12 protein-coding genes and 1 pseudogene are annotated in these 14,190 nt (G+C 59.5%); 8 read left to right on the top strand and 5 right to left on the bottom strand.

The genetic code is table 11. The annotated features are described in order from the left end of the window. Window positions 1-60 precede the first annotated feature (60 nt). From JJQ51_RS13630 to JJQ51_RS13615, 4 genes and pseudogenes are all read right to left on the bottom strand, one after another. Window positions 61-1,398, bottom strand: a complete 1,338-nt coding sequence (locus JJQ51_RS13630; protein WP_113350850.1) for an ATP-binding protein — start codon at window positions 1,396-1,398, stop codon at window positions 61-63. Further along, window positions 1,395-2,126, bottom strand: a complete 732-nt coding sequence (locus JJQ51_RS13625) for a response regulator (RefSeq protein ID WP_233788651.1) — start codon at window positions 2,124-2,126, stop codon at window positions 1,395-1,397. The genes JJQ51_RS13630 and JJQ51_RS13625 overlap by 4 nt, the downstream gene beginning before the upstream one ends. Before the next feature lie 403 nt (window positions 2,127-2,529). Beyond that, window positions 2,530-3,090, bottom strand: a complete 561-nt coding sequence (locus tag JJQ51_RS13620; RefSeq protein ID WP_113350851.1) for a cytochrome b — start codon at window positions 3,088-3,090, stop codon at window positions 2,530-2,532. A gap of 310 nt (window positions 3,091-3,400) precedes the next feature. Beyond that, window positions 3,401-3,685, bottom strand: a pseudogene (locus JJQ51_RS13615) (helix-turn-helix transcriptional regulator); the annotation flags it as partial. A gap of 79 nt (window positions 3,686-3,764) precedes the next feature. Here JJQ51_RS13615 and JJQ51_RS13610 point away from each other — a divergent pair. The 6 genes from JJQ51_RS13610 to mnhG are packed head-to-tail and all read left to right on the top strand — an operon-like array spanning window position 3,765 to window position 9,765. Then, on the top strand, window positions 3,765-6,686 hold the full coding sequence (locus JJQ51_RS13610; RefSeq protein WP_331275827.1) for a monovalent cation/H+ antiporter subunit A: 2,922 nt from the start codon (window positions 3,765-3,767) through the stop codon (window positions 6,684-6,686). Then, window positions 6,686-7,024, top strand: a complete 339-nt coding sequence (locus tag JJQ51_RS13605; RefSeq protein ID WP_113350854.1) for a Na+/H+ antiporter subunit C — start codon at window positions 6,686-6,688, stop codon at window positions 7,022-7,024. The genes JJQ51_RS13610 and JJQ51_RS13605 overlap by 1 nt, the downstream gene beginning before the upstream one ends. Further along, window positions 7,021-8,631 (top strand): monovalent cation/H+ antiporter subunit D, encoded by a 1,611-nt coding sequence (locus JJQ51_RS13600; protein WP_113350855.1) that lies wholly within the window; start codon window positions 7,021-7,023, stop codon window positions 8,629-8,631. The genes JJQ51_RS13605 and JJQ51_RS13600 overlap by 4 nt, the downstream gene beginning before the upstream one ends. Next, window positions 8,631-9,107, top strand: coding sequence for a Na+/H+ antiporter subunit E (locus JJQ51_RS13595; RefSeq protein WP_113350856.1), 477 nt, complete (start codon window positions 8,631-8,633; stop codon window positions 9,105-9,107). The genes JJQ51_RS13600 and JJQ51_RS13595 overlap by 1 nt, the downstream gene beginning before the upstream one ends. Beyond that, complete coding sequence (locus JJQ51_RS13590) at window positions 9,104-9,385, top strand: K+/H+ antiporter subunit F (protein WP_113350857.1); 282 nt, start codon at window positions 9,104-9,106, stop codon at window positions 9,383-9,385. The genes JJQ51_RS13595 and JJQ51_RS13590 overlap by 4 nt, the downstream gene beginning before the upstream one ends. Further along, a complete protein-coding gene (gene mnhG, locus JJQ51_RS13585; protein WP_113350858.1) occupies window positions 9,382-9,765 on the top strand; it encodes a monovalent cation/H(+) antiporter subunit G in 384 nt (127 codons plus the stop codon). Before JJQ51_RS13590 ends, mnhG begins: the two co-directional genes overlap by 4 nt. Before the next feature lie 23 nt (window positions 9,766-9,788). Here the strand turns inward: mnhG and JJQ51_RS13580 are convergent, their stop codons facing one another. Then, entirely contained in the window at window positions 9,789-12,143 is a 2,355-nt protein-coding gene (locus tag JJQ51_RS13580; protein ID WP_113350859.1) for a helix-turn-helix transcriptional regulator, read from the bottom strand. Between the two features lie 137 nt (window positions 12,144-12,280). Here JJQ51_RS13580 and JJQ51_RS13575 point away from each other — a divergent pair, with 137 nt between their 5' ends. Together JJQ51_RS13575 and JJQ51_RS13570 are read left to right on the top strand one after the other, a co-directional pair. After that, window positions 12,281-13,309: an ABC transporter permease gene (locus tag JJQ51_RS13575; protein WP_113389491.1), complete on the top strand. Its 1,029-nt coding sequence runs from the start codon at window positions 12,281-12,283 to the stop codon at window positions 13,307-13,309. Next, the gene (locus JJQ51_RS13570; RefSeq protein WP_113389492.1) at window positions 13,309-14,190 is read left to right on the top strand and encodes an ABC transporter permease; all 882 of its coding nucleotides are present in this window, start codon (window positions 13,309-13,311) and stop codon (window positions 14,188-14,190) included. The genes JJQ51_RS13575 and JJQ51_RS13570 overlap by 1 nt, the downstream gene beginning before the upstream one ends.

The raw sequence follows: 14,190 nt of genomic DNA, 5'->3' as shown, positions 1-14,190 counted from the left end.
CCTGGAGTGTTTTTGCGATCTCCTTGTAAAGTTTGCCCTTGTTGGGTTGTGTTCGGATTTTTATGAAAATGTTGCGGCATTGCCGATGCCGGAATTGGCAGGCAGGCGTATCACGACGGCCAAGCCGCTCGGCTTGCTGTCGCGCAATTCGAAACTGCCTCGATGGCCGATGGTGATGATTCCATGTGCAATGGAAAGCCCGAGGCCGAAACCACCGCCATTCCCGCTCGGCGAACGTGCCTTGTCGGCCTTGAAGAAGGGCTCCAGGACCTTCGGCTTCAAGTCGTCGGCGATGCCGGGGCCATCATCGGCAACCGTGATGACGACCGAACCGTCTTCGTCCTCGGCAAGCGTGAGATTGATGCGGCCGGCATGGCGGGAAGCGTTGTCGATCAGGTTCGATATGGCTCTCGATAGCGCCCGCGGCCGGCAGATATAGGGCAAGCGCCGCGGTCCGGCGAAAGTGACCTCGATGCCGGTATCGGCAAAGTCATCGGTCACGGTTTGCAGAAGGCTGGACAGCTCGACTTTCTTCAAAGCCTCAAGCTCGCCGCCGAGATAAGCGAGGCTTTCGTTGATCATGCCGGAAAGCACATCGATGTCTCTCAACATTTGTTGCCGCAAATCCGCTTGCTCGCAACGCTCGGTGCGCATTCTCAGCCGCGTCAACGGTGTGCGCAGGTCGTGGCTAATGGATGTCAGCATGCGGGTGCGCCCAGCCACCAGCTCGCGGATGCGTTTGCGCATGAGGTTGAGCGACGTTGCGAGACTCCGCAGCTCGGCCGAGCCACGAACGTCGAAAGGTTCGTCAAGCTCGTCATCGGAGCGCACACCTTCGGCTGCCTTTGCCAGATTGACGATTGGTCTTCCGATCAGCCATGCGGTCAGGATTGCCAGAATGGCTGCGGGGGCAACGATCAGCACAAGATTGCCGACCACGGCGGGGAGGACCCATCGTGTCGTGGAAAATTCTGGCAAGGCAAATACCAGGCTGCCATCTCCGGCTTTGACCGTCAAAGTCTTCGGATTGTTCCAGCCCATGAAGCCATAAGGATCGAGAAAGAGATTGTAATCGAGCAGCCGGCGCACGGCGGCGGCGATATCCTGTGTCGTGATTGGCAAACCTTCGGTCTGTTCACCGGTCGCCCTCCAGACATTGACGCCTTGCGCCCTGAACCTTGAAAGGATGGCGTCTCCTTGCGCTTCATCTGCCGAAAGCGCGAACTCCTTTGCGATGGTTTCGATGCGGCCTGCAAAAAGTCCGACTTCGACACCTTTGTCGAACCGGCCGCGAACGAATGGTTCGGTGCCGGCCGTTATGGTCGTGACGATGGTAGCAAGCAAAATGGTGAGAATGGCGATCTGGGTGCGGACTGATGATCGGGATAGCCACTTCACGGCAGATACTCGACATTCGCGGCGAAAAGATAGCCCCCAAGCCGCACGGTCTTGATGAAGATCGGCTCCTTCAGATTTGGTTCTATCTTCTGCCGAAGACGGCTGATTTGCGCGTCAACGCTGCGCTCGACCGGCCCGGCCGTTCCCGCATGTGTCATCGACAGCAGCTGTTCACGGGTCAGGATCTGGTTCGGATTGTGACAGAAGGCAAGCAGCAGATCGAATTCGGATGTTGTCATCAGCACCTCGGCCCCCTCGGGGTCCACGATCCGCCTGCTTCTTGGGTCGATCATCCAGCCTGAAAAGGTCATCTTCGTAAGCGGCTTCCGCTCCGATGTCTCCGCACCATACGAAGCTCTGCGAAGAAGCGCTTTGATCCTGGCGACGAGTTCCCGCGGGTTGAACGGCTTGGTGACATAGTCGTCTGCCCCAAGCTCAAGGCCGATGATGCGGTCGATATCCTCCGTGAGCGCGGTCAGCATCAGGATCGGGATCGTTCCAGCCGATCTCAGGCGCCGGCAGATGCTGAACCCATCTTCTCCGGGCAGCATGGCGTCGAGAATGATGAGATCGAACGGGTGCCTTTGCAATATCCTGTCCATCTCCGCGCCGCTTCGTACGGGGGAAGCGCGCAAGCCATGATCCTTGATCAGCTCGACTAACATGGTTGCAATCTCGTTATCGTCTTCGACGACGAGAATATGATGTGAAGGCTCAACCGTCCTCATGCGCGCAACCATGTTTGTAGATCCTGATCCTTCGCCCGTTATCCGCGTGCCGGAGTAAACCTTACGCTGCCTGAAAGGGCTGAAAGATGGGCCGAGAGCAACCAGCGATCGATGACTTTCGAAGGAAAATCTCGCAGATCATATCCTCGGCCGTCCATAGCAGAAGGAATTATAGCGGCGTGTTAGAAAATATTACAATATGTTGCAGGCGGTTCCCCGTCGCTGCTGCGCAGAACTGCCTTTTAAGGCGATTGGCGGGTCTTGCGAGCATCAGCAGTCGGAATGCCATCACTGACAAACCGAAGGCTGCGGAAACTGCATAAAAACCGCATATGGTGGGGACGGCGAAGATCTGAGCCATCCACTGCAAAGCCGGCGCGCTGCTTGCGTTACAAAGATCGATTCAGAACAACATTCTCTTCAGGACCTCATCCTTGCGGACGAAATGGTGCCAGAGCGCTGCAAGGATATGCAGGCTGACGATAGCATACAGGCAATAAGCACCATATTCGTGGATCTCGGCGGCGGCTCGCTCCAGGCCCTTGTCGTGTGGCAGCAGGTTGGGCCATTGGAAGAGGCCGAACCATGGCAGATCATGGCCGCCGGCAGCAGATGTGGCGTAGCCTGCAAGCGGCATCAGGATCATCAAGATGTAGAGCAGGATATGCGCGCCGCGGGCGGCATAGTGATTGAAGACGCCAAGCGGCCGTTGATAGGCAGGTTCACCCAGCGAAAGCCTGAGCGGCAGGCGGATGGCGATGAGAAAAAGCGCCGTCATGCCGAGGGATTTGTGTATGTCGAGGAGGGCGCGACGCAGGGGTATGCCCGGGGTGAGGTAGGAACAATAAAGGCCGATGACGAGCGCTGAAATGATGACGATGGCCATAAGCCAATGCAGGAGCCGTTGCGACGATCGGTAGCGGGCGGTAGATGTTTCTGCTGTGGTCGCTGTCGTATTGGGCATGGGTTTCTCCGGTCGTCTTGGGGGGTACGGCGCGGATGCGGTAATCGGTTGGAATATGGCTGAATTGAGGACCTTTCCGTTCACCTTCTCGCGAGCGGACTTCTATCGGCTACGCGCGAGGTAACGCCGGCGAAAGGCTTCGGCTTGCATAAGCGACTTTATGGTCGGAAATTGTGCCGGCCGCGTCCAGCGCTATCCGGCACTATTGTTCCGGCTTAGGCGGCGTCCGGTTTCTTTCGCCGGCGCTGGAAAGGATCTCGCAGCTTTCCGTATGCGTCGGCGCTGGCGCTTCGGCGACCAGGGCCTTCGTACAAATGCCGATCTCATGTCCTTCGATCCGGAAGAAGGCGATGCCCCCCGTCTCGAGCGCCAGGCGCAACTGCGCCTCCGTCGCCCGATGCAAGCTATGGCGATTGCCTTCATAGTCACGGATCGTGCTGCGCGATACGCCGGAGCGGTCGGCAAGATCCGTCTGCGTCCAATCGAGGAAGCCGCGGGCTGCCCGGCAGAGTGCTGGTGTCAAAATCATCGCCATCTTACCTTGACGCAGGGTTCGAAGCTGCCCATATTGGGCAATATCTATCATATAGGACATAATACACCGGATTTCTAGGGGTTTTGCCGTCGTGGCAGTCTGGGCGTGATCCGGCCAAGCGAAGGAATGACGTTTTGGGATAACTGGCGAGCCTGTTTTTATTCTAGCACTTTTGGCTCTGCCGTTTATCGGAAGTCTTCTTTCCGTATGCCTCTTGCGCACACAGTCGCGGCGTGGCCCGGCCTGGATCGCCGGGACTGTCACATTTCTGGCGCTGTTGATTTCCGCAAGCTTCTATCCTGCCGTCAAGGACGGCGGCATCGTCCACTATAGCATAGAATGGCTACCGCAGCTCGGGCTTGATTTCAGCCTCAGGCTGGATGGTTTTGCCTGGCTGTTTTCGCTTGTCATCACCGCCATCGGCTTTCTCGTCATCGTCTATGCCCGCTACTACATGTCGGAAGAAGACCCGGTTCCTCGCTTCTTCTCTTTCCTGCTCGCCTTCATGGGGGCGATGCTTGGCATCGTGCTTTCGGGCAATGTCATTCTGCTCTCGATCTTCTGGGAGCTGACCAGCATCTTCTCCTTCCTGCTGATCAGCTATTGGCACAATACCGCCGCCGCCCGCGACGGCGCCCGCATGGCGCTGACGATCACGGGGATCGGTGGGTTCTGCCTGCTGATCGGGCTGATCCTGCTCGGCCATATCGTCGGCAGCTACGATCTGGACAAGATCCTGGCATCGGGCGATATCATCCGTAACCATCCGCTCTATCTGCCTGCGCTGATACTGATCCTGCTCGGCGCGCTGACGAAGAGCGCGCAGTTTCCCTTCCATTTCTGGCTTCCGAACGCAATGGCGGCGCCGACGCCCGTCTCCGCCTATCTCCATTCGGCGACGCTGGTGAAGGCCGGCGTTTTCCTGCTTGCACGCTTCTGGCCGGTTCTCGCCGGTACCAATGAGTGGTTCTACATCGTCGGAGCCGCCGGTATCATCACGCTGCTGCTCGGCGCCTACTTCGCAATGTTCCAGCAGGATCTCAAAGGGCTGCTGGCCTATTCGACGATCAGTCATCTCGGTCTCATCACCACCTTGCTCAGCCTCGGCAGCCCGCTTGCGACGGTTGCCGCCATCTTCCACATGCTGAACCATGCGACCTTCAAGGCGTCGCTGTTCATGGCGGCCGGCATCATCGATCACGAGACCGGCACGCGCGACATGCGCCGTCTTAGCGGTCTGTTCCGCTATATGCCGTTCACCGGCGCGCTTGCGATCGTCGCGAGTGCTGCCATGGCTGGTGTTCCGCTGCTCAATGGCTTCCTGTCGAAGGAAATGTTCTTCGCCGAAGCGATCGAAACCCATGCGGATTCCATCCTCGATCGAATGCTTCCCTATGTGGCGACGCTGGCGAGCGCCTTCAGCGTTGCCTATTCGTTGCGCTTCATTCAAACCGTTTTCTTTGGTCCCGCGCCGACCGATCTGCCGATCGCCAAGCCGCACGAGCCGCCGCGCTGGATGCGCTTCCCGATCGAGCTTCTGGTCGTGGTATGCTTGGTCGTCGGCATCGTTCCGGCGCTTTCGGTGGCACCCTTCCTGCATGCGGCCGTTGTCAGCGTTCTTAACGCCGATACGCCGCAATACAGCCTCTCGCTCTGGCACGGCTTCAATCTGCCCGTTATCATGAGCATTGTCGCATTGGTTGGCGGCACGGTGTTCTATTTCGCCTTCAAGGATTATCTGTCGCGATGTGACGACGGTCCACCCATCTTCCGCCGCCTGAAAGGGCAGCGAATTTTCGAGCGGGTGCTGGTCGAAGTCTCCTGGCATTGGGCGAGAACGGCCGAAAAGCGGATCGGCACGCGCAAGCTCCAGCCGCAGCTTCGCTGGGTCGTCGTGACAGGGTTTGCCGCCGGCCTGCTGCCGCTTTACCTGTCCGGTTTCGAAGCGAAGCATTTTTCCTTTCTGGGTGCTGATCCGGTCTTCGCCGCGGTCTGGGCGATCGGTATTTGTCTGGCGATCGGCACCGCCTTCTTTGCCAAATATCATCGGCTTGCCGCTTTGGTGATGCTGGGCGGTGTCGGGTTGATCGTCTGCATGACGTTCATATGGCTGTCGGCACCGGACCTTGCGATTACCCAACTTCTCGTTGAGATCGTCACGACGGTTCTCATCCTGTTGGGTTTGCGCTGGCTGCCGAAGCGGACGGAAGGGATCGACGATACGGTCGATTTGCGCGCCCGTTTCCGCCGCTTCCGCGATCTGGCGCTCGCCGTCATCTGTGGTGTCGGCATGATGTTCGTCTCCTATGCCGTCATGACCATGCCGGTGCCTGACGCCATCGCGAATTACTTCCTCGAAAATGCCTATTCGAAGGGTGGCGGGCGTAACGTCGTCAACGTCATCCTGGTAGATTTCCGTGGCTTCGATACGCTGGGCGAAATCGCTGTTCTCGGCGTCGTCGCTCTGACGGTCTATGCGCTGCTGCGTCGCTTCCGCCCCGCGCCCGACAGCATGGAGATGCCGGAGCAGCAGCAGATCCAGAACCGTTTCGACGAGGAACGGCCGGAGCGTTCGGCCGGTGATACCGTGCGGGATTATCTGCTGGTGCCCTCCGTCATCATGCAGTGGATGTTCCCCTTCGTCATCGCCCTGTCGGTCTATATTTTCATGCGCGGGCATGATGCTCCCGGCGGCGGCTTCTCGGCTGGCTTGACGCTTTCGATTGCCTTCCTGCTGCAATATCTGGCCGGCGGTACACGCTGGGCGGAGGATCGCATCCGCATCCTGCCGCTGCGATGGATGAGCGCCGGGCTTCTGATCGCTACGGCGACCGGCATCGGCGCCTGGTTCTTCGGCTATCCGTTCCTGACATCGCATTTCCAGTATCTGGACGTGCCATTGATCGGCAAAGTGCCGGCGGCAAGCGCATTGCTCTTCGATCTCGGTGTCTTCCTGCTGGTCGTCGGTTCCACGGTCCTGATCCTCGTTGCACTGGCGCACCAGTCGCTCCGCATCAACCGTCTGCGCGCGCTCGATGCCGACAAGGCGAAGGGGGATTGATGGAACTCATCTTGTCCATTGCGATCGGCGTCATGACGGCCTGTGGTGTCTGGTTGATACTACGTCCACGCACCTATCAGGTCATCATAGGGCTGTCGCTGCTCTCCTATGCGGTCAATCTCTTCATCTTCGGCGTCGGCGGCGTGAAGACGAATGTGCCGCCGCTGCTGGATGACGGCACTGCGACGCATGCGCTGGCGGACCCCGTTCCGCAAGCCTTGGTGCTGACGGCGATCGTCATCGGTTTTGCGACCACGGCGCTGTTTCTTGTCGTGCTGCTTGCCTCGCGCGGCTTGACCGGCACGGACCATGTCGATGGAAGGAGCGATCGGAAATGACGGGCTGGTTGCATCATCTCATCATCGCGCCGATCCTCGTTCCGCTGATTGCGGGCGCGCTGCTCGTGTTCATCGACGAGCGTTCGCGCACGCTGAAGGCATTCATTAGTCTGGCGGCTACGCTCCTGCTGGCAGGCATTGCACTTGCGCTCTTCCGCGCGGAGGATGGATCACCGGGGCTGGAGCGTGCCTATCTCCTCGGAAACTGGAGCGCGCCCTTCGGTATCGTGCTCGTGCTCGATGGACTTTCGGCCCTCATGCTGCTGCTGACATCCATCGTTGCCGCCGCCGCGCTGATATTCTCGCTGGCGCGCTGGCATGCGGTTGGCGCGCATTTCCACACCATGTTCCAGCTGCTGTTGATGGGTGTCAATGGCGCCTTCCTGACCGGCGATCTCTTCAATCTCTTCGTCTTCTTCGAGATCATGCTGGCGGCGTCCTATGGCTTGCTTCTGCACGGCTCCGGTCCGCTCCGCGTCAAGGCTGGCATGCATTACATTGCCGTCAATCTCGCTGCCGCGCTGCTTTTTCTCATCGGCGTCAGCCTGATCTACGGCACGGCGGGAACGCTGAACATGGCGGATCTCGCCGTGCGCATCCCGGAAATGTCCGCCGATCGCCGCATGCTGATGCAGGCAGGCGCCGGCGTACTCGGCATTGCGTTCCTGATCAAGGCCGGTATGTGGCCGCTTTGCTTCTGGCTGCCGACGGCCTATAGCGCGGCTTCGGCGCCAGTCGCCGGCATATTCGCGATCCTCAGCAAGCTAGGCATCTATGTCATCCTGCGACTGACGATGCTCCTGTTCAGCACCGGCCCGTCCGCCGGCTTCGGCGCGACGGTGCTCCTCTATGGCGGCATGGCGACGCTGATTTTCGGCATTGTCGGCGTGCTCGCCTCGCAGGCGCTCGGCCGTCTGGCTGGCTTTTCAGTGCTCGTCTCATCGGGCACATTGCTGATGGTGATCGGCATCAATGACGGCTCCATCTCGTCCGGCGCGCTGATGTATCTCGTCAGTTCGACCCTGACGATCAGTGCCTTCTTCATGCTGATCGAGCTCGTGGAGCGCGGGCAGGATGCCGGCGCCAGCGTTCTGGCCGTCACGATGGAAGCCTATGGCGATGCCGAGGACGGCGAGCCGGAGGAAGAAGAGGGGGTGACCATGCCCGGCACCATGGCGATGCTCGGCATCTGCTTTGCCGCCTGCGGCATCCTACTTGCCGGCCTGCCGCCGCTTTCCGGCTTCGTCGCGAAATTCGCCATGCTCTCGGCCATGATGGGAACCGGCGCGATCGGCATTCCGCCAAGTACAGCCGTCTGGACGTTGATCCTGCTCGTCATTCTCTCCGGCATAGCCGCGCTGATTGCCATGACACGGGCCGGCATACGCACATTCTGGAGCTCGCTGGAGGGCACGGTTCCCCGTGTGCTCGTCATCGAGATAGTCCCGGTCATGGGCCTGCTCGCCTTGACGCTCGCATTGACCATTTGGGCAGGCCCCGTCATGCAATATATGGACGCGACCATTCGCACGCTCAGCGACCCCAATATCTATGTCGATGCGGTTCGCAATGCGGTCGTTGCGCCCGCAAAAGCGGGAGGCCTGTGATGCTGCCTTATCCGCTCCTGGCGTTGAGCCTGATCCTGATGTGGCTGCTGCTGAACGGCTTCACGCTTGGTCAGCTTATCCTCGGCATCATCGTCGCGGTTTTCGCCTCCTGGGGCATGGCATCGCTGCGGCCCGAAAAACCGAGGCTGTGGAAATGGTATTTGCTGCCCAAGCTCTTCTTCCGAGTCGTTTTCGACGTCTTGAAATCAAATGCTCAGGTGGCCTGGATCATCCTGAGGGGACGCTCGCGCAAGACGACGCCGGGCTTCGTTGTCCTTGAGCTCAGGGTGCGGGATCAGATCCCGCTGGCGCTGCTCGCGGTTATCCTGACCAGCACGCCGGGGTCCGCGTGGCTGGAATATGATTCCAACGACAACACCGTGCTGCTTCATGTCCTCGATCTCGAAAACGAGGCACAATGGCGCGATACGGTCGCCAATCGCTACGAGAGCTTGCTGATGGAGATATTCGCATGAGCGCCATGATCATCCAGATATCCGTGGCGGTCGCGCAGCTGATGATCGTAGCGGCCATGGCGATCGCTTCAATCCGCATGTTTCGCGGCCCTCGCGCGCAGGATCGCATCATCGCGCTCGACACGCTTTATGTGAATGCGATGCTGTTGTTGTTGACCTTCGGCATAGGCACAGGTCGCGTCGTCTATTTCGAGGCGGCGCTCGTCATCGGCATGCTTGGCTTCGTTGCAACCGTTGCATTGGCGAAATTCCTGATGCGCGGAGAGGTGATCGAATGAGCACGCCGTTTGAAAACATACCTCTGTGGGCCGCTATCCCCGTCGGTGCGCTTCTCATGATCGGCGCTTTCCTGACGCTCATCGGCGCCATCGGTTTTCTAAGGCTTGGAACATTCTACGAGCGCATTCATGCGCCGACATTGGGAACGAGCGGCGGCATCGGGGCAATCATGATCGCGTCGATGATCTTCTTTTCGACCGCGACACGGACGCTCGTCATTCATGAATTGCTGATCGGTATTTTCATCACGGTGACGACGCCGATCACCTTCATGCTCCTCGCCCGCGCCGCGCTGCATCGCGATCGCGCCGAGCAGAACGGCAACGTTCCGCCCAAGCAGCCGCCCGAGGAGACATCGGTCGAAAGGCGCCCGTCGTAACGTTCAACCCATCCGCTCGATGCTCACAGCCAGCCGAGTGCGGTTGCCGCCCGGATTGCTTCGGCGCGGCGATGACAGCCCAGCTTGCGGAACAGATTTCCGAGGTGAAACTTCACCGTCACCTCGGAGACATTAAGGGTATGAGCAATGCGCTTGTTCGACATGCCGCTCGCGATCAGCTGAATCATCTGGACCTCACGCTGCGAGAGACCGCCCTGGAGGGCTTTCGCCTGTGGCGAGTTCACGGAGCTTGCAAAGAGCGAAAGTGCGGTGCGGACCTCGGATGAGGTTTCGATGAAGCTGCGAATGCGCTGGTTCTTGAGAAGCGGCGAGAGAAAGATCCGCTCCTCGGAGAGCACGCCGTTGCAGCCAAGGCGCGTTGCGCCTTCAAGCGCGGATAGAAGATGCGCGCGCGTCGCAGCATTGTCGCGACGCTGGTAAGCGGTATAGCTTTGCCATAGCTGCAGGGCGACTTTCTCGCGGTTGGTGACTTTCGGGTTTGCGATCAGCGCGTCGATCTGGCGCGACAAATAGGGCCGCGGCGTCGAGAGGCGCACGCTGTCGCGCAGCCATGCCATGGCGTAGGAAATTTCGTCCCGGCGGGTCAGGCGCGTCAGCTCCTCGTTGGCGCTTTCCACCCAGTTACGGCCGATACGCATTCGGACGGCGGACAGCGTTGCCGCCGCGTCGCTCCAGCGATTGGCATTCTGGTAGGCGACGGCGGTGCGGATCTCCATCATGGCGTGAAACTGCAGGCCCTCCGACAGATGAATCCAGAGCCCGTCGAGAAAGCCGGGCCTGATCACCATCGGAAAATGGTCGGCCAGCACCTGCGATGCATAGTGAAGAGCGAACTGCATCAGGCTCGGCCAGATTTCTGCGGCGGCAAAATCATCGAATTCGTTTTGAACGAATTGGAGAAGATCGCGCGGCTGGCCGGCTTCGTAGGAGATACAGGCTTCGGCGAGCCGCAGCATACGGAATTCAGCCTCTGCTGCGTGCGGCACCTGTTCCAGTTTCTGCCGTGCTTCCTGGGCGGCACGACGCGCGAAAAGGGCATCGCCGCTCATCAGTCGAAGCACTGTCTGATGCAGATGGATGAAGAATTCCAGCAGCGGCTGGCCGCCCATATGGCCGAGATAGATCAAGGCGCGGGCTGCGGCGGCTTCCGCTTCTCGGAAATTCCTGCGGCGAATCTCGAATTCCAGCAGCGCGTTGTAGTAGGCGGCCCACTTGCCGTAATCGCCCATCGGATAATCCGCCATGAACTCGCCGAGGCGGGTAATCATTGCGTCCGTCGGCATCAGGTCCTCGGAAATCATGAGGTTGAGCCGGAACGTTCGCGCCGCGAAGGAAAAGCGCGATCCGCGCAGCAGGACCTTCAGCGGATCGAGATAATCCGAACCCAGATGTTTGCCGACGAGGTGGCGCACGCGTTGCAATTCTCCGAGCTTCAGGAGCGTGCGAGCCATGGCAAAAAGCACGACTTCATTGGTCGCGATCATCTCGTGGGAAAAGCGCATGATGATATCGCGAAAGGTCCCGAGGCTGTTTCGATAGATCAGCTCCAGACCCCGGGCACGCTCCAGAATCTGCGCCGCATGGGCCTCGTGCCCATGGTCGAGGAGCAGCGACATGGCGGCAAGCGCACGTCCCGCCTGCTCGTAAGCGGAGGCTACCTCGATCACGGCGACGGTGGTTTCGAAGGTTGCCAGGCGTTCGCTGACGGCGCCCGTCAAGAGTGTCAGCAGTTCCTGATGTTCGTCCGGTGCCTCGATCAGGCGTGGTGGCAAAAGGCCCGTCCACTCCTCGACGGTGACAGGAGATTGCGTTTCGAGCCAGATGGAAAGCAGCGCGGTCTGTCCCGGCGAAAGGTGGCCGAGAAAATTCTCGCGCAGATAGTCGATGGATAGGCGAGGATCCTTTTGGCGTGTCAGCGGCAGGAAAACCGGCCAGCCGGCATAATCCCTGATCAACCTGTTGGCTTCTTCGCCTGGCAGTTCCCCCAATTCCTCAACGGAAAATGTCAGATCGGCGGCGTCGAGCGTCACCGCACCTCGATGCAGGATGAGCCGCGCCAGCCCGCTGATGCGCTGATCGGGACGGCAGGCGATGACCAGAACCTCGACGGTCTCTATGAGCTGAGCGGAAAGACGAGCCGATCGAGCGGAAACCGGTATATCCCATAAGAGCCATCCATCCCTCACGTCGCTCATGCGCGGTTGCTGCAGGTTGCAAACCTCCTTGCCCATCGCCTTTGCAGTCATGGACAGGACTGTGCTCTTTCCGGCGCCCGCGGGGGCACGCAGGAAGATGACGCCGGCGTGTTCCGTCGCGATGCGATGGCAAAGATGGGGTCGGGCAATCAGTCTGTGCATGCGGGGGTTCGTAAGCGAGTACTGAAAAATAACCTATACCATAAGGCTAAAAAACTATACCCACAGCCAGTTGTTCATCGTCCGCAGATGAGGATTGTTGTTTGTCAGTTAGCTGACGAACAAGGAAACTCCCGTCGATGCAGCAACATCCGTTAGTCGCGATCCTGACGCGGCTTGGCACCTTCGTTCTGGTCATGATCGCGCTTTCCATCATGATTTTCGCGCTGGCGCGCGTCGTGCCGGGAGACCCCGCGCGCATGGCTCTCGGCCCGGCGGCAACGCAGGGGCAGGTCGATGCATTGCGTGTGCAGATGGGGTTGGACAAGCCGCTTCTGGTTCAATACGTCGACTATGTCGGCAAGGCGCTGCAAGGCGATCTGGGCATGTCGCTGGTCTCGCAACGTCCCGTCACGACCGATCTGGAACAGACGGTGCCCGCCACCGTGGAACTGGTTCTCGTCTCCGTGGTCTTCATGTTCGTGGTGGCCATTCCGCTCGGTGTCGTCACCGCACATTTTAGGGATCGTGCGCTGGATCATATCGGCCGCATCCTGTCCTTGACCGGTGTGACCATTCCGAGTTTCCTGTTTGCGATAAGCCTGCAATTGCTTGCCGCACGCTGTCTGCCGAATTGGCCGATCATCGGCCGGCTTGATCATTCTCTGAGCTTTCAGCCCGGACCGACCGGATTTCTGTTGATCGACGGCCTGCTGGCGGGACGTCTGGATGTGTTTGTCGATGCGCTTCAGCATCTTGTGCTGCCGGCTTTCGCGCTTGCCATGGCCGGCATCGGCCAGATTACCCGCATCACTCGTTCCTCCATGCTGGAGAACCAGCGCAAGGATCACGTTCTGACCCTGCAGAGTTTCGGTGTGCCGGAGCGGGTCATCATTTTCCGCTACCTTCTCAAGCTGTCGTCGATCGCGCCGTTGACGATCATGGGCCTCGAATTCGCGTCGCTGATCGGCAATGCCTTCGTCATCGAGATGGTGTTCGCATGGGGCGGTTTCGCCTCCTACGGGCTGAACGCCATCCTGCAAAAGGACCTCAATGCCGTGACCGCCGTGGTGCTGGTCGCCGGCCTGTTTTTCATCGTTGCGAACCTGGTGGTGGATGTCTTGATCTCGATGATCGACCCGCGCCAACGCCGCAAGGAGGCACGCTGATGGCCGATATGAAGATGCTGGATGCATCCGATCGCGCGCTGAGCACCGGTTACATGATGTGGTATCGCTTCAGCCGCAATCCGGCCGCGGTAATCGGCACGCTGATCCTGATTTCGGTCTTCGTGCTGGCTGTGTTCGCACCGTGGCTTACTCCCTATCCGAAACATGTCGGCGCCGTGGTCGATTTCCGCGCTCGGCACGTGTCGCCGGATGCCGCTCATTGGTTCGGAACCGACAAAGTCGGTCGGGATATCTTTTCCCGCACGGTCTTCGGCATGCGCGTTTCACTGCTTCTGGTCATCGGCGTGCTTGGCATTTCGGTGCCGATCGGTACCGTGCTCGGCCTTATCGCCGGCTACTTCGGCGGTTGGGTCGAAAAAATCATAACCGGCCTGACAAATGTGATGCTGGCAATGCCGCCGCTGGTCATGGCGCTTGCCGTGTCGAACCTGCTCGAGCCGAACCTGACGAACGCGATGATCGCCATCACGCTGCTTTGGTGGACCTGGCATGCGCGGCTGATCTACTCCGTTTCCAAGTCTATCGCGTCGGAAGACTATATCGAGGCCGCCCGCCTTGCCGGCGCCGGGCCGATGCACATCCTGTTTCGCGAAATCCTGCCGAATTGCGTGGCGGTCATCTCCGTCAAGACAACGCTGGATGCGGCCTTCGTCATCCTGTTCGGTGCCACGCTCAGCTTCCTCGGCTTCGGTGTGAAGCCACCCATTCCGGATCTTGGCTCCATGGTCGCCGACGGTCGCCAGTTCATGCCCGATTACTGGTGGGAGGTCGTATGCCCTGGTGCTGCGGTCTTCTACGTGACGCTCGGCTTCAATCTCCTGGGCGACGGCTTGCGTGACATGTTTGATGTGGAGAGCTAA

The organism is Rhizobium sp. AG207R (genome assembly GCF_027109195.1).
GTDB classification, from domain to species: Bacteria; Pseudomonadota; Alphaproteobacteria; order Rhizobiales; family Rhizobiaceae; genus Rhizobium; species Rhizobium dioscoreae.
This window is presented reverse-complemented; position numbering and strand designations above follow the sequence as displayed.

Excerpts from the sequence above, each read along its gene's own strand:
- JJQ51_RS13570 (WP_113389492.1), top strand. The coding sequence starts at position 13,309 with ATGGCCGATATGAAGATGCTGGATGCATCCGATCGCGCGCTGAGCACC.
- JJQ51_RS13595 (WP_113350856.1), top strand. The coding sequence starts at position 8,631 with ATGCTGCCTTATCCGCTCCTGGCGTTGAGCCTGATCCTGATGTGGCTG.
- JJQ51_RS13575 (WP_113389491.1), top strand. The coding sequence starts at position 12,281 with ATGCAGCAACATCCGTTAGTCGCGATCCTGACGCGGCTTGGCACCTTC.
- JJQ51_RS13625 (WP_233788651.1), bottom strand. The coding sequence starts at position 2,126 with ATGAGGACGGTTGAGCCTTCACATCATATTCTCGTCGTCGAAGACGAT.
- JJQ51_RS13605 (WP_113350854.1), top strand. The coding sequence starts at position 6,686 with ATGGAACTCATCTTGTCCATTGCGATCGGCGTCATGACGGCCTGTGGT.
- JJQ51_RS13590 (WP_113350857.1), top strand. The coding sequence starts at position 9,104 with ATGAGCGCCATGATCATCCAGATATCCGTGGCGGTCGCGCAGCTGATG.
- mnhG (WP_113350858.1), top strand. The coding sequence starts at position 9,382 with ATGAGCACGCCGTTTGAAAACATACCTCTGTGGGCCGCTATCCCCGTC.
- JJQ51_RS13600 (WP_113350855.1), top strand. The coding sequence starts at position 7,021 with ATGACGGGCTGGTTGCATCATCTCATCATCGCGCCGATCCTCGTTCCG.
- JJQ51_RS13620 (WP_113350851.1), bottom strand. The coding sequence starts at position 3,090 with ATGCCCAATACGACAGCGACCACAGCAGAAACATCTACCGCCCGCTAC.
- JJQ51_RS13580 (WP_113350859.1), bottom strand. The coding sequence starts at position 12,143 with ATGCACAGACTGATTGCCCGACCCCATCTTTGCCATCGCATCGCGACG.